Source organism: Pseudomonas sp. NPDC087598, assembly GCF_044743525.1.
Classification (GTDB): Bacteria; Pseudomonadota; Gammaproteobacteria; order Pseudomonadales; family Pseudomonadaceae; genus Aquipseudomonas.
Genome location: NZ_JBIUWQ010000047.1, coordinates 27,890 through 48,800 on the forward strand (window position 1 = coordinate 27,890; position 20,911 = coordinate 48,800).

Sequence of the window (20,911 nt, forward strand, 5' to 3'; positions counted from 1 at the left end):
GTACCTCTTACCGATTCAGAAAACTTACTTGTAACGGCTGGCTGCCGAACTACGCGACAGATTCGGGGCCATGACGTGCCGCGCAGCAACAAAGGCATGCCACTCACCCGCATCCGGCAGGGACGGGATAGTAACGACCTCCCCCTGGTCCAGACCTGCCAGTGCGGCATCGACCATCTCGCTGGCTTCCATCACCATTTCGGCCGGGATGCCGCTGGCGTCGATCCCGGATCGTTCCCAGATTTCCGTACGGGTAACACCGGGCAACACCGCTTGCACCTTGACGCCAGTGCCGTCGAGCTCGGCATTCAAGGATTGTGTGAGGCTCAACACATAAGCTTTGCTGGCGCTGTAAGTCGCATTGAAGCGCTCCGGAAACAGCGCGACCACCGAGGCGATATTGATGATCGTGCCGCGACCTGCCTTGGCGAAACTCGCCGCGGCTGCAGAGGCCAACAGCGTGACGGCAGTGACATTCAACTGGATCAAACGCTCCAGTTGTTCCGCGTCTGAATTGGCCAGCAAGCCGTTCGCTGCCACACCAGCGTTGTTCACCAGCAAGCTGATACTTGAGTCGCTGCGCAGACGTTGCTGGAGTTTCAGCACATCGTCTTTCTGCGTCAGATCCGCCTTCAATACCTCGACCTGAATACCATGGGCATCACGCAACTTGCTCGCTGCACTTTCCAGACGCTCCTGATCACGAGCGACCAACAGCAAATCAAAACCGCGAGCCGCCAATCGTTGCGCGTAGATCGCACCGATACCTGAAGATGCGCCAGTGACGAGAGCAGTACCTTTGGGCTGAACAGAATTCATGAACGTGCTCCTGACATGCATAAGGGACATGGCCTTCCTTTTGACCGAAGGCACCGGAAATTATTATAGGCATAATCTTAAGCTAATATGATAGGCATAATTTACAGTTTCCCGACAAACGCTCTACCTCTCATCCGACGAGCATTGCCCACCAGAAAACAGAAAGGCCGGTCAATGACCGGCCCCTTGGCGTTGAACAATCAGCTTAGTTGACTTCCAGCTTCTCGCGATTGCGATCCAGGATCGCCTTGCCGATCCCCTTCACTTCCAGTAACTCATCCACCGATGCGAATGGCCCGTTTGTTTCACGATAAGCAACAATCGATTTGGCCTTGGCCTCGCCTACCCCGGACAGTTCCTTTTGCAGCGTTGCTGCGTCGGCACCATTGAGATCGACTTTTGCACTTTGAGAAGGTGCCGCAGCGTCCTTTACCATCGGCGCCTTCTCTGGTTCGGAGGGCGCGACAGGTGCCGCAATTGCTGCAATCGACGCGCTGGTCAGGAAAGCAAATATCAGAGAGTAGAAGTAACCGGTACGCATAAGTGACGCTCCATCATCATTTGAGAAAGCAGCTTTTCCGAAGCTGCTCTTCAAAAGTAGGTCATGGATGGAGCATGTCAAAAATGCGAGCGTTACAGGATGTGAAACAATCAGGGTTCGAGACGGCGTTGCTGGTAGATCCAGTCAACGATCTCGCCGTCGGGGGTGTAGCCGCTGACGGTTTCACGCAACAACTGGCGAACCCTCGAATAATCATCCTCTTCAACAGCCGTCAACAAATTGGATAACCTGACCTTTAATACTTCCCAAGGCAGATGATCCTCATCGGCCGTCATGATCATCGGATGCGGTGTGGCCGCCACATTATCGCCGATCAGCAACTCTTCGTAGAGCTTTTCACCAGGACGCAAACCGGTGAACTCGATGGATATATCCCCTTGGGGATTACGCTCGGATCGAATGCTCAACCCAGATAGGTGAATCATTTTTTCCGCGAGCTCGACGATCTTGACTGGCTCTCCCATATCCAACACGAATACATCACCGCCCTGCCCCATTGAGCCGGCTTGAATTACCAGCTGGGCGGCTTCTGGAATAGTCATGAAGTAACGCGTGATTTTCGGGTGGGTAACCGTCAGCGGACCGCCCGATTTGATCTGACTGTGAAACAAAGGAATAACGGAGCCGGAAGATCCCAACACGTTGCCAAAGCGCACCATGGTGAAACGAGTTTTATTGACTCGGGATACCTTGCCATTGTCACCAAACAAGACCGGGGCAATTTCACGACTTAGTGCTTGCAGGATCAACTCGGCAAATCGCTTGGTGCTACCCATGACATTAGTAGGGCGTACTGCCTTATCGGTGGAGATCAACACGAAGCTGGAGACGCCTGCCTGCAACGCGGCCTGAGCAGTATTGAGCGTGCCAATCACATTGTTAAGCACGCCTTCGGCAATGTTGTGCTCGACCATTGGAACGTGCTTGTAAGCTGCCGCGTGGTACACCGTATCCACACCCCAAGTCTTCATCACATCCAGAAGTTTGTCCCGATGCCGAATTGAACCCAGTATCGGCAGCAAACGGGTTGCAACTGACTCCCGACTGCTCCGTTGCTCCAATTCCGACAGGATGCTGTAGAGATTGAATTCACTGTGCTCGAACAACAAGAGCGTCGTCGGACCCAACGCGAAAATTTGCCGGCACAGCTCCGCACCGATCGATCCTCCTGCACCAGTGACCATCACAGTCTTGCCTGTGATACAGCGCTCAAGCAGTTCTGGTTGCGCGGGAACGGAATCGCGACCGAGCAAATCAGCAATATCTACTTCCTGAATGTCTTCGACCTTGACCCGTCCGCTGGCCAGATCAGTGAAATTCGGGACACTGCGCACGTGAAGCGGGAAGCCCTCCAGCAGATTGAGAATCTCCCGGCGACGGGCACGAGTTGAGGAAGGTAGTGCCAGCAATATTTCCTGGGCGCCTGTTTCGTCGATCATTTGCTGGATATGTTTGGGCTTGTACACCTGGAGGCCAGAGATGGAACGATCGGAAATACCGGGGTCGTCGTCGATAAATGCAACCGGACGCAATACCCGGCCCATTCGCAACGCAGCGACGAGCTGATTACCCGCGACGCCAGCGCCGTAGATCGCAACCTTGGTCAGACCATCGTCACGATTGGTAAAAGGAACATGCTGAACGGCGGTAAACCAATCGCCCATGAAGTACTGCCGCATACACAGGCGCAGACCGCCGATAATGACGAGGCTCAACCACCAGTAATTGAATATGATCGAGCGAGGCACGACAGCCTGGTGGTTGCTGTACCAATAAACGACAAGCGCCAGGATCAGGGAGGACAGGCTGACGGCCTTGGTGATCGCAATCAGTGCGTCATTGCCGAAATACCGCATGACTGCACGATACATACCGAAACGGATAAAAAGAGGGATCGCTACGACTGGAGCGGTAAGGAACAGCCAAAAGTGCGTCTTCAACGGATTGAAAACATCATCGATTCCTAGCCGGACAACAAAAGCCAGCCAAAGCGCTGCCCAGACCAACACGATATCGGTGGTCACTTGGATCAACCGCTTTTGCCTTCTCGGCAAGCTCAGTAACAGCGCACGTATTTTGTCCATAAACCTCAACCGAATGGTTCTGTCCTTGCAACGACCTTTAAAACATTGGAAAAACGGGTCACACACCACCTGAAGGCCTCAGGTCTCAAGCCCCCTGAAACGGCGCCTCCGATGCACCTGCATGGTACTTGATGGCGATTGCCAATAAAGGAATGTAAGCGATCAGTGTCGCCGAGGCCCCATCGATGTCCATGTATATTACAGAGGCAGCCAGAGGCAGAAGCCAGCATACATTGATGAACAGCACCCCCAGTGTGACCGGAAGATGCCTACCATAACGACGAGAAGCGTATTGATAGGCATGACTCCGATGAGCCTCGTAGACCTTATCGCCGCGCATGAGACGCCTGAGCAATGTGAAGGTGGCATCAACGATGAAAACCCCTAACAGGATAAGCCATACCCAAAACCATCGTTGATCTGCATGCGCGGCCTGCAGCGAAAGCCCCCCGAGAACGATCCCGATAAAGCCACTACCCGCATCGCCCATGAAAATCCTGGCCGGAGGGAAATTCCAGAATAAAAAACCGATGACCGAAAACGCAAGCATCAAAGGCACCCACATCAAATGTGGCAGTTCGCCAAGGCAATACAGGAGACTGCACCCAAGGCAAGCGCAAATCGCCTGGACACTGGCAATGCCGTCAATGCCATCCATGAAATTGTACAGATTCAGCATCCAGACCAGATAAACAGCAGCGAGAACACTTCCGGCCCATGCAAAATTTACTGCGTGGCCAAAGATAACCATTTGCGGCAAGCCACCCAGCCAGAACACAACCCAAATAGCCGCGACAAAGTGTGCGAAAAGTCGCCACCTAGCCGCAATATGGCCATGATCATCCATAAAACCGATGATAGCCACCAGACCGCCCGCGCCCAATAATGCGCATAAAACCGGCAGGGAAATCGCTGATTGCAAACTCATCACACCTATCGCAATCAGAAAAACCACTACTATCGCCAAGCCGCCGCCTCTAGGTGTGGGCAGGGTATGAGAACTTCTGGCATTGGGAATATCCAGCAAGCTACGCGTTATCGCATATCGGCGGATAACTGCAGTCATAGTGAAAGACGCAGCCACTGCTGCAAGAAACCACCAGAAACTCATGCTTGGACAGACTCCAGATATAGCTGCCATTAACGCCCTTGATTGCCGGGTCGATAATTGACCTGTCACGCAAGGCAGAATTGATTTACCCCGGTGATCACGGCAGTCATCCTCGACAGGGCAATCATATTATGACCTTTACCTTCGTGCTGTGGCAGGTCATGCGTAGCGAAATTACTGCGACATACCTACCTTCTTGGTTCAAATGTGGGCAGTGAGTCGTCGCTCAAGGGTGAGTTATCACTCGATAAATACCGTTGCTTTAACTCTCTCGGGTGAAGCTACGCTGCCACGCTGGGTGACTCCAAGCGGTGTTCCGTTGCAGCTTCATAAGACAGTCGCATGCTGGTATGCTTCCACGGTTTCTTGGCAGCCAAGGTAAAAATCCTGGCGAGTGTTTCAACATTGATACCCAATCAGACACAGCCAAGCTGATACTACTCTAAGCTGGCTCAACGCCAGCCTTGCTATACAAATATTAGCCAGTTCGGGTGAACCTACTTTGAACCTAAACCAAAACGAATAAATCGGATCCCTGCTAATCAGGCAACAAACGGATGGTCGCCCTCCCTCAACGGACGGCGCCCTGTGAGGAATAAGCAATTTGGCCTTCGAGCCTCGGATAAAATATTGTGTTCATTGCTTTTTTTAAAGAGTTATTCCAATACAAATTAGTGCTAAAGCAACTAATTTGGCAACAACTGACCATTCGTTACAGACGAACCGCGCTCGGATTTTTCTGGACATTGCTGAATCCGCTGCTCACCATGATAGTAACGTCCGTCGTTTTTTCGATGATCATGCGATGGCCTCTTAAAACATTTGCAATTTTTCTGTTCTCCGGCCTGGTTCCATTCACGTTGTTCTCCAACTGTATTGGACAAGGGATGCAAGCGTTGTTAAACAACGAATCCCTTATAAAGAAAATACATATCCCCAAGCAAGTTTTTGTAATTTCCATATCCGTCAGCCTGCTGGTAGACGCAATATTCAGCACCCTCTGCCTGTTTATTATCGCACTTGCCATTGGCGCCCCGTTTACCGCCTCGCTGTTTATTCTGCCTATAAACTTCCTGCTCCTGTTCTGTTTTGCCGTGGGTCTGACACTAGCATTGAGCATTGCTACCGTTTCATTCCGAGACCTGCCTAATATCGTCGGCGTGATTCTCCAGGCTCTTTATTACCTGACCCCGATCATATACCCATTAACCTTTGTGCCCGAAGCGTACAAGTGGATATTCGCTCTAAACCCGTTGACGCTATTTGTCGAAATTTTCCGACTACCGATTTACGAAGGCAATATCGCATCAATCGATGTCTACGCAAAAGTAATCGCACTCGCACTTCTCAGCATGGCTTTTGGTGTTTACACATTCAAAAAACATGATCGATTCATAGTATTCAAGTTGTGATCGATATGAATTCAAATATCTCGATAAAAAACCTAAATCTGAACTTCCGTCTGTATCACGACAAAGGTCAGTCGTTAAAAGAATTTTTTGCCGGCCTGCTGAAACGCCGCGGAAAAGTAAAGTACACGGAGTTCCGCGCCCTTAAGGATCTCAACCTGGAGATCACTCACGGAGATAGAATCGGCATCGTAGGCCACAACGGCGCAGGCAAGAGCACGTTGCTTAAAGCGATATGCGGGATCTATCATCCGACCGAAGGTAGCGTGACTGTCAATGGTCGAATTGCTCCCCTGCTAGAAATTGGAGCAGGCTTCAACGTGGAGTTGAGCGGTAGGGACAACATCTACCTAAACGGCGCGATTCTGGGCTACAGCACATCCATGCTGAAGAAAATCGAGCCCGAAATCATCGAGTTTACTGGGCTCGCAGAGTTTATCGACACGCCGGTCAAGTACTATTCGACCGGTATGTACATGCGTTTGGCGTTTGCGATTGCCACAGCCGTCCATCCGGATATCCTTATTCTTGATGAACTGTTTGCCGGTGGCGACGCAGAGTTTATCGATAAGGCTTTGTTGCGAATGCATGAATTTATTGACAGTTCCAGCATCATGGTGTTTGTTTCCCACCAGCCGGATCTATTGAAAAAACTATGCAACAGAGTCATCTGGATTGACCATGGCAGCATTGTCGAAGACGGCCTTCCAGAAGTAGTTATAAACAAATATTTAAGCAAACACGCGGGGTGATATGATGGCCGTTCAACTTTTTGTTCCTAACTTCAGAGTAGATGAATGCCTTGAGGGCATCCGTGAGTGCCTTGAAAAGGGCTGGACTGGCCTGGGTTTCAAGACTGTCGAGTTTGAGGAATCCTGGAAAGCTTACACCGGTCTGCCACACGCACACTTCCTCAGTTCAAACACTGTGGGCCTGCACTTGGCATTCCACATGATGAAGACAAAGTACGGCTGGGGAGATGACGCCGAAGTCATTACGACTCCACTGACCTTCGTCTCCACCAACCATGCGATTGTTCAGGCTGAACTGACCCCGGTTTTTGCTGACGTCGATGAATATCTTTGCCTCGACCCAGTGGATGTGGAGCGCAAGATTACCGACAAAACCAAAGCCCTTATTTTCGTAGGCATTGGCGGTAACATCGGTCAATACGCTAAAGTGCTCAAGCTGTGTAAAGATCGCGGGATCAAGGTCGTTCTGGATGCCGCCCACATGGCCGGCACACGTGTAGATGGCAAGCACGTCGGACACGATGCAGACGTAACTGTATTCAGTTTCCAGGCTGTCAAAAACCTTGCTACCGCCGACTCCGGAATGATCTGCTTCGCAGATGCAGAGGATGACGCACGCGCCCGCAAGCTTTGCTGGTTGGGGATTAACAAGGACACCTTCGCCCGCACTGTGAGCCAAGGCGCCTACAAATGGATGTATGACGTTGAGGAGCTGGGTTTCAAATACCACGGCAACTCCGTCATGGCGGCAATCGGCCTGGTATCGCTGAAGTATCTTGATCGCGACAACGCCTACCGTCGTCAACTGGCCAAATGGTACGAAGAAGCTTTGGCAGGTGATGAACTCATCCGCGCAGTCCAGATTGCGCCTGGGTGCGAATCTTCCCGCCACCTGTTCCAAGTCCGCGTAGACAAGCGAGATGAAGTCCTGATGGCTCTTAACGAGTACGAGATTCACCCAGGCGTTCACTACCGCGACAACACTGAATATAAACTTTATGCATCTGGCGCGGGCACCTGCCCTGTTGCCCACGAAATCAATAAAGAACTGATTTCGCTACCAATGCATATGGGCGTGACCCAACAGGATGTGCAGTTTATCGCTGAGAAGCTGAAAACCGTCGTACGCATAGGGAACTGATTATGAATCTGCGCTGCAAGTACTCCCCTCTCTTCCGCGTTGCGGTAACCGGGGCAACTGGTTATTTGGGTCTAAAACTACTGGAGGTTTTTGACGCCTCTGACTTTTTAGATACTGATTTCAGTTGTGTACCTGCAGGCGCAGTAATAATCCACCTTGCGGCAAACATGCAGAACAGCCGAGAAGCGCTCGCTGAGAATATGCTGATCGATACTCACGTATTGGAGCAAGTCAACGAAAAGCATCGCGGTTTGATATTTGCCTCAACCAACAATGTTTATCCTTTTGCGCTGAACTGCAAGACCTCGGACAACCTGAGGTGTAACGACTATTACTCAGCCGCTAAAATTTTCGCCGAAAAGCTCTTTGATGACTGCATCAAAACCCCCTTCGTATCAATTCGAATAGCAGATGTCTTTGGTGTAGGGCAAAAGCACGGAAACTTCTTCAGAGCCATAGAACAAAGCATCCGTACAAATAACAGTCTGTCACTCTTCGGAGCAGGCTCAAAGAGACGAAGCTATATTCATGCCACTGAATTGGTTTTGTTTCTAAAATGGATTGCCGTTGAAGGATTTGACCTTGCTACTGCAAAGAGAGCATTGAACGTTGGGTATTCGGACTCAGCGAGCATTCTCGAAATTGTGACGAAAGTCGCTGAGCACTCCAAGCTCGATGTCACTTTCAAAAGCATTGAAAATGACCGCTCTCATTTCGATATAAGAACCATGCAGACTTCGTTCCTGAGCGGCTACACCCCGAAATGGAGCTCTTTTCAAGAGGCGCTCACTGACTATGTCGAAGAAATTAATTTATAGGTTATAGAAACTCATGAACATCTTGATTACCGGCGCAGGCTCAGTGATGGGGCAAAGCATTTATAAAGCTTTGGCCTACCATGATTTTGGTGCCCCTTTGAATATTCATTTCGCCAACAGCGATGAGCTGGGTGCAGGTCGCTTTTTCGCCCTGCCATCCGCCCAAGTAGTAAGAACCCCTATCTTCCCACTGGCAGCGGCCACAGAGTACCACTCACACCTGCGCCAGTACGTCAAAGATCATGACATCGATATCGTTTTCTCTGGAACGCAGCACGAGCTCTCGGCTGTTGCACTATTTCGAGATGAAACACTGAAGGCTGCTACACTTTCCTCGAAAATTGCCGGCATTTGCATGGACAAGGTCGTGACTTCCGAAGTCTTGAGCCGACATGGCGTCCGAGTTCCTCAGACAAGTGAGCTGACTGACTATCTGGAATCCGCCAGCATTGCAGGCCCGGTTATTATCAAACCAAACCACAGTTCTTCATCTCGCAGCATTTATAAAGCAAATAACCTGAGCGACGCTAAAAAGCTTGTGTCGGAAGAAAACATCAAGTCTGAGGCCTTCCTCGTACAAGAAATGCTCACGGGCGACGAGTACACGTGCGGCTGCTATGTCGACCGCTATACTAAAGAAATAAACCACATTGTCTTCAAACGCACGCTTACTCCTGACGGTGCCACTTCTTACGGCGAAATAGTCGTCAATGATCAAATTTCCGAGTACCTGACTCAGATCGGCCAGTCGCTAATTAAAGAGGGACTGGATTTCGGACATTTCAACGTGCAATTGATCATGACCGAGTCCGGCCCTGTACTGTTCGAAATCAATGGCCGACTTAGCTCCACAGAGGCCTCCAAGGCCCACTACGGCTACAACTCATGCGCGGCATTCGTTTACAACGTCGTGATGCAACAGCCATTTGAACACTGGAACATCGCAAAATCCGGACGCTTCCTCCGTTACTACGAAGAGTTGTATTTTAAATAAAATGAAATGCCTCCAGCTCCCCCTGCCTGTTCGCAAAACGCCTGTATTCATCATTGCAGACGTGCACGCAAACCTGCCCGCACTTGTAGCTGTATTGAACTCGATACCGGCCGGAGCAGACATTTTGTGCGCCGGCGACCTGTTAGGTTACTACACAGAGCCAAATGAAGTATGCAGATTGCTGATAGAACGCAAAGTACATTGCATAAAGGGAAACCACGACAAGTATGTACTTGGGGAGCTGGAGTATCCGCAGAGCCGGGAGTCCAAGTATCGAATTCAACAGACCAGAGACGCCCTTCATCTTGAAAACCTTGAATGGGTCGCGTCACTTCCGGATGCTATTGATGTCACATTCACGTTAAACCCCGATGACGGGCCGCAAACGATCTGTCGTTTAAAAATCGCCCACGGAAGCCCCAATAACGCCGAAGAGTACATATACAAGAATACCGATATCGAATTTTCCTGGCCTGACCAAACTGAATATCTTGTGCTGGGACACACTCACCATCCCATGCAGAGAGCACTGGATTCGGGCATCATTATCAATCCAGGTTCCGTTGGCCAAGCTCGAGATCGGATCCCGGGAGCTTGCTATGCCGCTTTCAATCCTGCCGTGAAAAAAGTGGAGTTTTTTAGAGCAAAATATGATATTGAGAGCTATCAGAAAAAGCTACGAGACCACTGTATTCAGGATGCCATGATTGAGATACTTTCGCGGACATCGTAATTCTCTGAAATACGCTTATCATCAAACTTTCAGCTCTTTAGCTTTCCTGTTACTCCAGAAATCCCATCCCTTACGCCCCGAATCATCATTTTGACGCAGGCCATTCGAGACTCTGAAAAAAGACCAAAAAAAACAAGAGCTCTCAAGCAACGAGCAATATCAGCAAGTTTCCACTTGAAAGGCATGTAGGCTCGACGCTGAAGCAACACACTGTTTCTAAACATATAGTAATAGCGAAACGGTGAATGGTACGGGACCGTTCTCCATCTCAAGAACCAGAATCTGACTCTATGATCACCCAATGAGTGGAGCATCACCGCATCCGCTACACCAAACAGTTTATACCCCTGAGAAGTTGCACGAAAACACCACTCGGTATCGACGTGATCAATAAACAGACTGGCATCCACCCCTCCGACATCATCCAAAACAGACAATGGAATGACGGATCCAGATGAAATCAGAAAATCGGCCTCGATGGGACCCTGCCCCTGGATGTAGTGCGTACGACTGAAGCCAAACAGCCCCACCCGTACAAAACTTGATAGAACACCTGCCTGTGTATCCTTATAGCATGGTGCAACCGCTCCCAAGCGCACACCCTGCCCCTCCAGTTGCGCAGCGGTCCGTAGCAGCTTATCGATCATGCCATGCTCAGGGCAGCTGTCCTGATCAAACAAGGCGACATACTTACTTTTCTTTTTTCCAGCAAATTCAATGCCTACGTTCTGAGCGTGGCCAATACCATAGTTGTCATCCAAAACAATAACATCAAGGTTTTTCACTGACGCCTTAAACTCACTGAACAAACCCGCTGCACCAGGAGTCGCATTATCCACTATGACAATATTATCTGCCTGCTCAGCCAACACAGAAAGCAGGGTTGCCAGATGATCGTAATCTGGATGATAAGTAATTATTACAGCACAAACCGGCAATTCTGGAATACTCATAAATTACTCAAAAAAATGCTCAATTGCTTTAAAAATCAGCGCAGGCGCTTGGAAATCTTTCTGATGAAAACTGCGAACACCGAGCGAATTCCTCCGGATGCATAAAGTCTACGTAGACGCAGCCAGAAACTCAGAGGAGATCCTTTGCTGGCATAACGCTTGCGGACAAGAACTCGATCCGGTGAAACTGTCATCTTATGAAAACGCTCTATCAAGGGTTCGACCAAAATATCCCAACGATAACTTGCCGAATTACGAATAACTTGTGCGCTATACGCCTGCCTTACCATACGATCCCTGCTAATTACCTCAATGGCAGAAACCCAGCCTTCTACATCCTCATAATCAACCGCAATACCCATACCTTCAGCTAGAAGGGAATCGCCAAAAACATCACCCTTGGTTGCGATAATCGGCAATCCGCACCAAATATAATCCAGCATTCGCGTGCGAAAAGAAAAACGAGTTTCAGGATTATTATAGTGAGCGCTAATACCGGCATCGGCATCCAACAGAAAATTATGGCGATCGCTGTAATCTACCCATCCAAAATTGAAATGTACCAAGTCTCCATTTACACCAAGTCGCGTCGCCAACTCAACGGCTTGAGTACACATATCGGGCTGGGCTATTCCAGGATTAGGATGTTTTACTCCGATAAATACCAAATGGACGCGCGTACCTTTTAGAGCCAATTGGTGAATTGCCCTAATGGGCGTCAGCGGGTCAAACCACTGATACAGTCCCCCTCCCCACACAAGTACGACATCATCATCAGGAATATTGAACGCCTCACGAATCGCTGGGCGGGTTGCTACAGGACGCTCAATGGCCAATCCGAACGGTAGCAATGAAATGAGGTCAGACAAATTTGCATGACTAGCGATAGGCCAACGATGCGCATTTATTCGACCCGCTACGGTCAGCGCCCCAAGCCAAAAGTCTCGCTGCTTTTCACTTGCACACAAGAAATGATCAGCAAAAACGAGCTGTTCATGAAGAACTTCAGAAAGAAAATTACTTGTGTATCCCCTGATAGCAATATCGTCTTTGCTTGAAGCCTGATGATATTCCAAGGGGACAGGGCAATAGAGATCGGCAACAAGAATACCCGGTATTTTTTTCAGAAATGGATTCGCCCTAAGTGCGTCCCCCTGAAAAATTACTATATCAACCGTCTGAGCATCACGCTGAAATTTAGGGTCCGCAAAAACATATCGTTCAAAAGGAAGATCGACATTAAAATCAATCTCCGGAGCGCAGAGCTTTACGTGTAAGCTTTCAGAAAGAGCCTTAGCTAACTCTACGCACCTGATAGCCGGCCCGGCCATTTTCGACCCGACCACATCATTACAGACGATTAATACACTTTTCTTTAACACACTCATTAGCTTTTATATATAGAGAAAACGGCAATCAACACAAACAGCATAAAAAACCTTCTCACATTAAGTCTACGTAGTAGCGACTTAAATTTTCTGAAAAAAATCATCACCAGCATCGGTACCACGGGGGCAGTGGCCAACGACTTCTTCGCATGATAAAAGTTATGCACATAATATTGTTTTACATAATAAAAACGAAACGCAGTGGCCGAATCGTAAGGCATACTGGAAACCAGCCCCTCAAAAGATTCACGCCAGGCAGGAATAATTGCTTCATGAGAATATGTAGCCTTCACAAACTTGAAAGCCTCATGTGAAATTTTTTCATGTAAGAATTTGTTATCTATAAGCTTTTTAATCGCTGCCACCCAATCACCTGGCTTATTTGCCACCAACAAGCCAGAAATCTCGTGTTGGACACTGCCTATAAATGGGTTGGTATTACTGTAAACAGCAGGGATCTTACATCCCCCATACTCTCTGAATTTATTATTGGTCTTGGAGGCATTGAATACGCTCTCCATCAATGGCGCCAAGCCAACCGTCCAGCCTCTAGAAACTTTTAATTCCAAAAATGTAGCGTAGTCTGACGAACCCGGGAACCACTGAACATTATTCATTTCCCGTAATTTATCGGATACCCCCCCAATAAACTCAAAACGAACATCCGGCCGATCTTTGCCCATTTGGGCGACAACATCTTCGAGCAATTCAAATTCTTCTTTTTTATAGCCTCCAGCATAACCAACTGCTGGTCCTACGGATGGCTCAAACGCGGGCGCCTCTATACTTTCAATAAGATCGACATCAAAAGGTACAGGTAGCAACTCACACTTTACCGCGGGAAATCTCCGAGTAATAAAATCAGCCAGCATTGGACTATGAGTAATTATAAACTCTGCACCTTGAACAAAGGCATCCAGGGATGCCACTACATCTGCAGACTGATAGTAACGCGCGAGTTCAGAAGTACCTGTAATTTTCCAAAAATTATCGTCCAGATAGTAGATATAAGGCACGCCATTTTTTTTAAGATAATCAGGCACCCACACATATCTTGGATCACAAGAACGACAAAATATATTTAAGCCATTTACCAGAGCTCGCCAATTAATGGACCCCAACTGTCTTGTATGACAGTTTTCAGTGCCCACCATATCGCCCAGAAAGCGGGAAATGATTCGCGTAGTGGAAATATCACCCTCAATCCAAAAATTTATCGCCTTGATAGACATAAACGGTCCATAACATTAGAGATTTATCTACAGAGCAGGCTATTTAGCCTGCACCGCTTATTGTGTAACAGGTCAAATGACCAATCATCTTCATGCGTGACCTCACAACCTACAACGCTTTGACGTGATTGATCATGAAAAACTCCGCAGTACGTCGCATCGACGTCCCAACATTCATTACAGGTGTCCAGTTCAGTATTTCACGATTCTTGGCTATATCGACTTGAAGCGAACTACAGATACGACTGGCAACACTCTGCTTTCTAAGCATAGTACCTGCCAGTAAAATCAACCATTCGGGAATCGCAACCAGTCGCGCTTTTACACCCAGTGCGCCGGCCAGGTATCTGAGCAACTGAGTCGTAGACAAATCTGCACCGTCAGATACCAAAAATGTCTGGTTAGCGGCGGCTGGATGGTCGATGCAAGTAATGATCAAATCCAGAAGATTTTCGATCGAAACCAGGCTTCGCTGGTTATAAATCGAGCCAAATGGTAATGGGACACCTCGAGCAAGCCATTGCAAAATGCTCAGAAAATTCGCCTTGACTCCCGGCCCATAAATCAGCGGTGGACGGATGATGACAACCTCCATATCCGTCTCAGCGGCTAATTTCTTCAAACCTTCTTCAGCCTCGAACTTCGAAATTGCATACGGATCAATAGGGCTTGGCACGTCATCGGCCTTGAACGGCCGCCCCTTCACAGTCGCCTCACCATTAACCTTGATCGTGCTGAGGAAGATGAAACGCTTTACCCCCGATTTGGCGGCATGCCTTGCTAGCTCTAGCGTTCCCGCCACATTAGCTTTTCTGTACTCGGCCAAAGCATCAGAAGCAGCTTCCTTCATAACGTGGACTCGTGCTGCCGTATGGACGACAACACTCGCACCATGCAACTCAGGCAGTAATAAAGGCCCGCTCAAGTTGAAGTTCGTAACAGGACATAAGCCCTGACATCGTGTGACAGAGCGTGTTGCTGCGACAGGTACAAATCTTTTTCCCAACAGCAGACGGAAGACCAGAGCCTCACCTACGAATCCCGTCGCACCAGTAACCAAAACTTTCTGAGCCGTCATTTGAGACCCGTTCCGATAACCGCAGTAATAAAGCAAACAAAAAAGAAGTAAAACTTATCCCGTAAACGTCGCCTGCACTGCCAGGCAGAAAGAGAAAGTATCAAAAGATGGGGGCGCCGTAAAAGAAGCCATTTACGAACAAAAGGATGGCATTCCAGCCCGACCAACTCGGTGATAAGACGCACTTGACTGAACCACCAACCAGACCGAATTTTTTTTAAGCGAGCAAACAGTTGATCAACGCCAGTATTTGCGCCTACCTGGTTATTATCGTGCTGACGATAGCTCATTGTAGGTACGGGATCGATATACCATGAATAGCCATGGCTACGCGCAAACGCGTAAAAAAACCAATCATGCAGGCTAACACTCTGCAGGCCTACCCATTTTTCAAGCATCTTAGCCTTCAGCGCGGTGAACAGCCTCTCGCTAAAAACGTAGGTACACCCAGGTCCCGCCGCCTCGAAGAGGAAGTCCCAAGCCACCTGATCTTGCGCCTTATCCAGCAACATTTTCTTCCCATTAGGCCAAAATGCTGTGACATTACTTGAGTAGGCGTCGACGCCACGACCTCTCAATACGTCGATCGATCGTCGTAGCTTGTCAGAATGCCAGACGTCGTCCTGATCTGAAAACGCAACGAACTCGTAATCATCAAGCGCAACGTCGCGGATCAAACGAAAGAAATTTCTTGCGGCGCCACCAAATGGACCAGCATCAGGAAGTAACTTTACCTGTGGGTACTTCGCAGATAATGCCGAACACCAGCCCTTGGTACCGTCATTAGAAGGGTCAATACTTATGTAAACAGTTAAATCGACCCCTGACTGACGCAGGATAGATTCAAGCTGCTCCTCGATCCAACGCATTCCATTATAGGCTGCCAGTAATACTGCAACTTTCGGATATTTTACTGGCATGCCATTCCTGCTTGCACGGATCGAGCGTTTAATTGAAATCCAATATTTTAGTTAGAGAGAGTTCGATTCCAGCAACTTTTTCAGATACTGGCCATAGCCAGTCTTCTTCAATGCTTCAGCTTGCTCAGCCAACTGCTCATCCGTGATCCAACCGTTGTTAAAGGCGATTTCTTCCAAACAAGCAACCTTCAATCCCTGACGATGTTCTATGGTATGAACAAAATGACTAGCCTCCAGTAGCGAGTCATGGGTACCAGTATCCAGCCAGGCAAAGCCCCGCCCCAGCATTTCGACGCTCAGGGCCTTCTTCTCAAGATAAGCCCGATTGACATCCGTGATCTCCAGTTCACCGCGCTCAGAAGGCTTTATGCTTTTGGCAATCTCAACAACCTGATTGTCGTAAAAATACAACCCCGTCACTGCGTAGCTGGACTTCGGCTTAAGCGGCTTCTCTTCGATACTCAATGCGCAACCCGAAGCGTCAAACTCAACGACGCCAAATCGTTCCGGATCTGACACATGATAACCAAAGACTGTCGCACCATGCTTCTGACTGCTCGCGGATCGTAAATTATCCGAGAAGTGCTGACCGTAGAAAATATTGTCGCCCAAGATCAAGCAGCATGGATCCTTGCCAATAAACTCTTCACCAATAATGAATGCTTGGGCCAAGCCATCCGGGGAAGGCTGTTCAGCATAGGTCAACTCGATGCCGTATCGACTTCCATCACCGAGCAGCTTACGAAAATTAGGCAAGTCCTCTGGAGTCGAGATGATCAATATCTCTCTCATACCAGCGAGCATCAGTACCGAAAGCGGATAAAAAATCATTGGCTTGTCGTAGATAGGCAACATTTGCTTGGACACACCCAGAGTAAGCGGATGCAAGCGCGTTCCCGAACCGCCAGCCAAGATAATTCCCTTACGATTGATATTGATCATTTGTTAAAGACTTCCATAAGCATTCTATTTACGCCACTCTGCCAATCCGGCAAGTGCAAGGAAAAATTATTTCGGAGCTTTGCTGTATTCAAACGCGAATTCAAAGGTCGGCGGGCTGGTGTTGGATAAGCACTTGACTCGATAGGCTCTACCGTTTTCACCATCACTGTTTCGCCGCGATTTCTCGCAAACTCAATGACATGAGAAGCATAGCCGTGCCATGAAACTTCACCAGCCGCAACCAAATGATAAATACCACATAATTGCGGCGACTTTTGCACCTGCAGAATGGCATGCGCGGTCACATCCGCAATCAAGTCACTTCCCGTAGGGGCCCCAACCTGATCAAAAATCACACTGAGACTCTCTCGTTCCCTGGCAAGCCTTAGCATGGTTTTTGCAAAGTTGTTCCCCCAAGTCGAGTAGACCCAACTTGTCCGAAAAATCAGATGCCTACAACCAGAAGCAATAATAGCTCGCTCACCCTCAAGCTTGCTGAGCCCATACTGATTCACAGGTACGGCACTGTCACCCTCTCGCCACGGGCTTACACCCTGACCACTGAACACGTAATCTGTAGAGTAATGGACCAGCAGGGCATCCAACGATTTCGCCTCTTCAGCCATCACCTTGCTCGCCTGAGCATTTACCAGGAAAGCCAGATCGCTGTCGGATTCCGCTTTATCTACTCCGTTGTAAGCAGCCGCATTCACAATCACATCAGGTTTGACATGACGAATAGTTGCGCGAAGTGCACCAAGATCTGTTAAATCCCCCTTAAGACCTCCCTCTGAAACACCTCGACCAAGAGCAATCAGCTCGCCCAGCGGCGCCAGGGAGCGCTGAAGCTCCCAACCCACCTGACCGTTTTTTCCCAGTAAAAGAACTTTCATGTTTTCTTAGAGCGATCGCTGTAATTCTGATCAATCCACTGCTGGTAGCTGCCACTCTTCACGTGCTCAACCCACTCAGTGTTATTCAGGTACCACTCGACCGTCTTGCGAATACCGGTCTCAAAGGTTTCCTCAGGGGTCCAATCGAGTTCGCGCTGAATCTTGCTCGCGTCGATTGCATAGCGCTGATCATGGCCAGGACGATCCTGCACGTAGGTAATCAGACTGGCGTGTGGACGGTACATTGAATCCGGACGCAATTCATCGAGTAACGCACAGAGAGTATTCACGACTTCGATGTTTTGTTTTTCATTGTGACCACCAATATTGTAGGTCTCGCCGATCACACCTTCAGTGACGACTTTGTACAACGCACGGGCGTGGTCCTCCACATAGAGCCAGTCACGTACCTGATTGCCTTTGCCGTAAACTGGGAGCGCCTTGCCTTCCAGAGCATTGAGAATGATCAAAGGAATCAGCTTCTCAGGAAAATGGCATGGGCCGTAGTTGTTAGAGCAGTTGGTTACCAGGGTTGGCAAGCCATAGGTGCGAGCCCAGGCACGGACCAAGTGATCGGAACTGGCTTTACTGGCTGAATAAGGCGAACTTGGTTGATACGGAGTGGTTTCCGTGAAGAGATCTTCTGGCCCTTCCAGGTCACCGTAAACCTCATCGGTCGAAATGTGGTGAAAGCGGAAGCCGGCTTTACGTACATCCTCCAGCGCCGACCAGTAGTAGCGCGCAGCTTCCAGCAAGTTGTACGTGCCGATAATGTTGGTCTGGACGAATTCTGAAGGGCCAGAAATAGAGCGATCGACGTGAGATTCAGCGGCAAGGTGCATGATCGCATCCGGCTGATGCTCACGCAGAACACGGTCGACTTGATCACGGTCACAGATATCAACGCGCTCGAAAACATAGCGCGAACTCTGGCTGACTTCAGCCAAGGACTCCAGGTTACCGGCGTAAGTCAGCTTATCGACGTTAACGACAGAGTCGGTTGTATTGGAGATGATGTGACGGATGACTGCCGAGCCGATAAACCCGGCGCCGCCGGTAACTAGAATTTTCACGCTAAACCATACCCTTGAGCTGCGGACAGCGCCATCAAAGAGCGCAGTCTAATCCATGAATGCAGAAGCCATCAGACATGATGGGTTCCATCGGAGTCAGTCTAAATCGACATGCTGCATATGCATTGTCGAACAAGGGTTGCATTTTACAGCTTAACGAACCTTTTACTAATGGATATAAACGGCCAGAGACGCAATTCGACAGATGCCCCGCACCTGTTGCGTTCAGACGAGGCGCTTGCGTACCGCTCGGGACGAACGCCCCAGAAACCAGCCAAGCACCGGCCCAATCAGCATACCGATGAGCAACGTCAAAACCACAACAAGTGAAAGCGGCAACTGCGGAGCAGACAAACCCAGAAATAATAACGATACCGATTGCTGATTCTCGAGCACAAACGCCAGAATCACCAGCACCAGTAAAAGAATAAAAACGCCAAGAAGCATGCGTTTGAGATTACGCATAAATAGCTCCCTGAATGATAGCGACTGTCAAACCCCCTCCTCCTCTTCCTCATTCACCCGGTCACGCAGCTCTTTACCCGGCTTGAAATGCGGAACGAATTTACCGTCAAGACTGACAGACTGACCGGTCTTAGGATTGCGCCCGACGCGCGGCGCGCGGTAGTGCAAGGAGAAGCTGCCAAACCCGCGGATCTCGATACGATCCCCCGTGGCCAGACACTGGGACATTTGTTCAAGCATGGTCTTGATGGCCAGCTCCACATCCTTGGATGAGAGCAGCCCTTGATGGGTGACAATTCGTTCGATCAACTCCGACTTCGTCATATTTTTCCCTTCTTTTTCAAGCAGCTAGATCAGCGCTTGAAAGGTTTTAGCACGCCCGGAAGATTTTGAACAGCCCAGGGATTGACATATCTTCCTCGGCGTCGAAACGCCCATTTTGAGGGCATCAAGTCACCACACAGGATGAGCTCACACTCAACGGCACATCACCAGCATGGTTCGCGTCACGTAGCCTGCCGGATTGAAGCCAAAGGGAAACTCATCCTCATCCTTGGCCTCATCCGATCGCGTCACCACTTTGTAACCAGCACCCTTGCACTCCTTGGCAGCGCGCTTCTGGCATTTATCCCAACCGGAACCCAACCCCGAACAATCGATCTCTATACCACTGACGCCACGCACCGCATGGGTCTTGGCACTGGTGGTACAGCCAGCCAAAACCACTACAGCCAAGAGGACGATAAACTTGTTCATTCACTTCCTTATGCCAGGCAAAGCCCGACTACCTCACACTTAAGATCCAGCTTAGTCGTGAATAGGCGATTGATCCGATTAAAGAAACAGACCACCCCGGAAATGAATTGGTTTCACACACCAACCGATTCGCAGAAATAAACCTCACATCTCGGCAAATCGCAGGCACAAAAAAGGGCGACCGAAGTCGCCCTTTTTCAGCTTCAAACAGAACTTAGTTCTGTTTGGCCGCCATTGCCTGGCGCAGCAGGCCAGCCATGGTGGTGTCAGCAGCTTCGCCTTCCGGAGCAGTTTTCAGGCTCTGGATAGCTTCTTTCTCTTCAGCATCGTCTTTCGATTTGATCGACAGCTGAATTACGCGGCTCTTACGATCAACGCTGATGATCTTGGCTTCTACTTCCTGGCCTTCTTTCAGAACGTTGCGCGCGTCTTCAACGCGGTCACGGCTGATTTCGGAGGCTTTCAGAGTCGCTTCGATATCGTCGGCCAGAACGATGATGGCGCCTTTGGCGTCAACTTCTTTCACGGTGCCAGTAACGATTGCGCCTTTGTCGTTAACCGAGACGTACTCGGAGAACGGATCGCTTTCCAGTTGCTTGATACCCAGGGAGATACGCTCGCGCTCTGGGTCAACCGACAGGATAACGGTGTCCAGCTCGTCGCCCTTCTTGAAACGACGAACAGCTTCTTCGCCAACTTCGTTCCAGGAGATGTCGGACAGGTGAACCAGACCGTCGATGCCGCCCACCAGACCAATGATCATCCCGGGGGCGGCGAGCTCGTTCAGC

22 protein-coding genes are annotated in these 20,911 nt (G+C 49.4%); 6 read left to right on the forward strand and 16 right to left on the reverse strand.

Annotated elements, in window-relative coordinates; genetic code table 11:
- Nucleotides 1–24 precede the first annotated feature (24 nt).
- The 4 genes from ACIOWE_RS22245 to ACIOWE_RS22260 form a co-directional block, all read right to left on the reverse strand.
- Nucleotides 25–819, reverse strand: a complete 795-nt coding sequence (locus ACIOWE_RS22245; RefSeq protein WP_401395889.1) for an SDR family NAD(P)-dependent oxidoreductase — start codon at nt 817–819, stop codon at nt 25–27.
- Between the two features lie 205 nt (nt 820–1,024).
- A complete protein-coding gene (locus ACIOWE_RS22250; RefSeq protein WP_401395892.1) occupies nt 1,025–1,360 on the reverse strand; it encodes a ComEA family DNA-binding protein in 336 nt (111 codons plus the stop codon).
- Between the two features lie 110 nt (nt 1,361–1,470).
- Entirely contained in the window at nt 1,471–3,465 is a 1,995-nt protein-coding gene (locus ACIOWE_RS22255) for a polysaccharide biosynthesis protein (RefSeq protein ID WP_401395895.1), read from the reverse strand.
- 85 nt (nt 3,466–3,550) lie between these two features.
- The gene (locus tag ACIOWE_RS22260) at nt 3,551–4,576 is read right to left on the reverse strand and encodes a glycosyltransferase family 4 protein (RefSeq protein ID WP_401395898.1); all 1,026 of its coding nucleotides are present in this window, start codon (nt 4,574–4,576) and stop codon (nt 3,551–3,553) included.
- A gap of 632 nt (nt 4,577–5,208) precedes the next feature.
- Between ACIOWE_RS22260 and ACIOWE_RS22265 the strand changes: the two genes are divergently transcribed.
- From ACIOWE_RS22265 to ACIOWE_RS22290, 6 genes are read left to right on the forward strand one after another with little or no spacing between them, the layout of a single operon-like run.
- Entirely contained in the window at nt 5,209–5,988 is a 780-nt protein-coding gene (locus ACIOWE_RS22265; protein ID WP_401395901.1) for an ABC transporter permease, read from the forward strand.
- Between the two features lie 5 nt (nt 5,989–5,993).
- On the forward strand, nt 5,994–6,737 hold the full coding sequence (locus ACIOWE_RS22270) for an ABC transporter ATP-binding protein (RefSeq protein ID WP_201232334.1): 744 nt from the start codon (nt 5,994–5,996) through the stop codon (nt 6,735–6,737).
- Between the two features lies 1 nt (nt 6,738).
- The gene (locus tag ACIOWE_RS22275) at nt 6,739–7,878 is read left to right on the forward strand and encodes a DegT/DnrJ/EryC1/StrS family aminotransferase (RefSeq protein ID WP_401395904.1); all 1,140 of its coding nucleotides are present in this window, start codon (nt 6,739–6,741) and stop codon (nt 7,876–7,878) included.
- Between the two features lie 2 nt (nt 7,879–7,880).
- Entirely contained in the window at nt 7,881–8,696 is an 816-nt protein-coding gene (locus ACIOWE_RS22280) for an NAD-dependent epimerase/dehydratase family protein (RefSeq protein WP_401395907.1), read from the forward strand.
- A gap of 13 nt (nt 8,697–8,709) precedes the next feature.
- Entirely contained in the window at nt 8,710–9,690 is a 981-nt protein-coding gene (locus tag ACIOWE_RS22285; RefSeq protein WP_401395910.1) for an ATP-grasp domain-containing protein, read from the forward strand.
- Between the two features lies 1 nt (nt 9,691).
- Complete coding sequence (locus tag ACIOWE_RS22290) at nt 9,692–10,423, forward strand: metallophosphoesterase family protein (RefSeq protein WP_401395913.1); 732 nt, start codon at nt 9,692–9,694, stop codon at nt 10,421–10,423.
- Nucleotides 10,424–10,452: 29 nt separating this feature from the next.
- On the opposite strand, the gene ACIOWE_RS22295 is transcribed toward ACIOWE_RS22290, so the two are convergent.
- The 12 genes from ACIOWE_RS22295 to ACIOWE_RS22350 form a co-directional block, all read right to left on the reverse strand.
- Complete coding sequence (locus ACIOWE_RS22295) at nt 10,453–11,376, reverse strand: glycosyltransferase family 2 protein (protein ID WP_401395916.1); 924 nt, start codon at nt 11,374–11,376, stop codon at nt 10,453–10,455.
- A 35-nt stretch (nt 11,377–11,411) separates the two neighbouring features.
- On the reverse strand, nt 11,412–12,764 hold the full coding sequence (locus ACIOWE_RS22300) for a glycosyltransferase family 4 protein (protein WP_401395918.1): 1,353 nt from the start codon (nt 12,762–12,764) through the stop codon (nt 11,412–11,414).
- The gene (locus ACIOWE_RS22305) at nt 12,764–13,996 is read right to left on the reverse strand and encodes a hypothetical protein (protein ID WP_401395921.1); all 1,233 of its coding nucleotides are present in this window, start codon (nt 13,994–13,996) and stop codon (nt 12,764–12,766) included. The genes ACIOWE_RS22300 and ACIOWE_RS22305 overlap by 1 nt, the downstream gene beginning before the upstream one ends.
- A gap of 109 nt (nt 13,997–14,105) precedes the next feature.
- The gene (locus tag ACIOWE_RS22310; protein WP_401395924.1) at nt 14,106–15,074 is read right to left on the reverse strand and encodes a UDP-glucose 4-epimerase family protein; all 969 of its coding nucleotides are present in this window, start codon (nt 15,072–15,074) and stop codon (nt 14,106–14,108) included.
- Nucleotides 15,071–15,994 carry a glycosyltransferase gene (locus ACIOWE_RS22315; protein ID WP_401395927.1) on the reverse strand — a complete coding sequence of 308 codons (924 nt, stop codon included), beginning with the start codon at nt 15,992–15,994 and terminating at the stop codon, nt 15,071–15,073. Before ACIOWE_RS22315 ends, ACIOWE_RS22310 begins: the two co-directional genes overlap by 4 nt.
- Nucleotides 15,995–16,045: 51 nt before the next feature.
- Complete coding sequence (rfbA, locus tag ACIOWE_RS22320) at nt 16,046–16,936, reverse strand: glucose-1-phosphate thymidylyltransferase RfbA (RefSeq protein WP_201232344.1); 891 nt, start codon at nt 16,934–16,936, stop codon at nt 16,046–16,048.
- A complete protein-coding gene (rfbD, locus tag ACIOWE_RS22325) occupies nt 16,933–17,829 on the reverse strand; it encodes a dTDP-4-dehydrorhamnose reductase (RefSeq protein WP_401395931.1) in 897 nt (298 codons plus the stop codon). Before rfbD ends, rfbA begins: the two co-directional genes overlap by 4 nt.
- Nucleotides 17,826–18,902, reverse strand: coding sequence for a dTDP-glucose 4,6-dehydratase (gene rfbB, locus ACIOWE_RS22330; RefSeq protein WP_401395934.1), 1,077 nt, complete (start codon nt 18,900–18,902; stop codon nt 17,826–17,828). The genes rfbD and rfbB overlap by 4 nt, the downstream gene beginning before the upstream one ends.
- A gap of 225 nt (nt 18,903–19,127) precedes the next feature.
- A complete protein-coding gene (locus ACIOWE_RS22335) occupies nt 19,128–19,367 on the reverse strand; it encodes a lipopolysaccharide assembly protein LapA domain-containing protein (RefSeq protein ID WP_401395937.1) in 240 nt (79 codons plus the stop codon).
- Between the two features lie 27 nt (nt 19,368–19,394).
- Nucleotides 19,395–19,691, reverse strand: a complete 297-nt coding sequence (ihfB, locus tag ACIOWE_RS22340; protein ID WP_003189779.1) for an integration host factor subunit beta — start codon at nt 19,689–19,691, stop codon at nt 19,395–19,397.
- A gap of 153 nt (nt 19,692–19,844) precedes the next feature.
- Entirely contained in the window at nt 19,845–20,123 is a 279-nt protein-coding gene (locus tag ACIOWE_RS22345; RefSeq protein ID WP_401395940.1) for a hypothetical protein, read from the reverse strand.
- Between the two features lie 214 nt (nt 20,124–20,337).
- On the reverse strand, nt 20,338–20,911 hold a 574-nt coding region (locus ACIOWE_RS22350; RefSeq protein WP_401395943.1), incomplete at its 5' end, for a S1 RNA-binding domain-containing protein.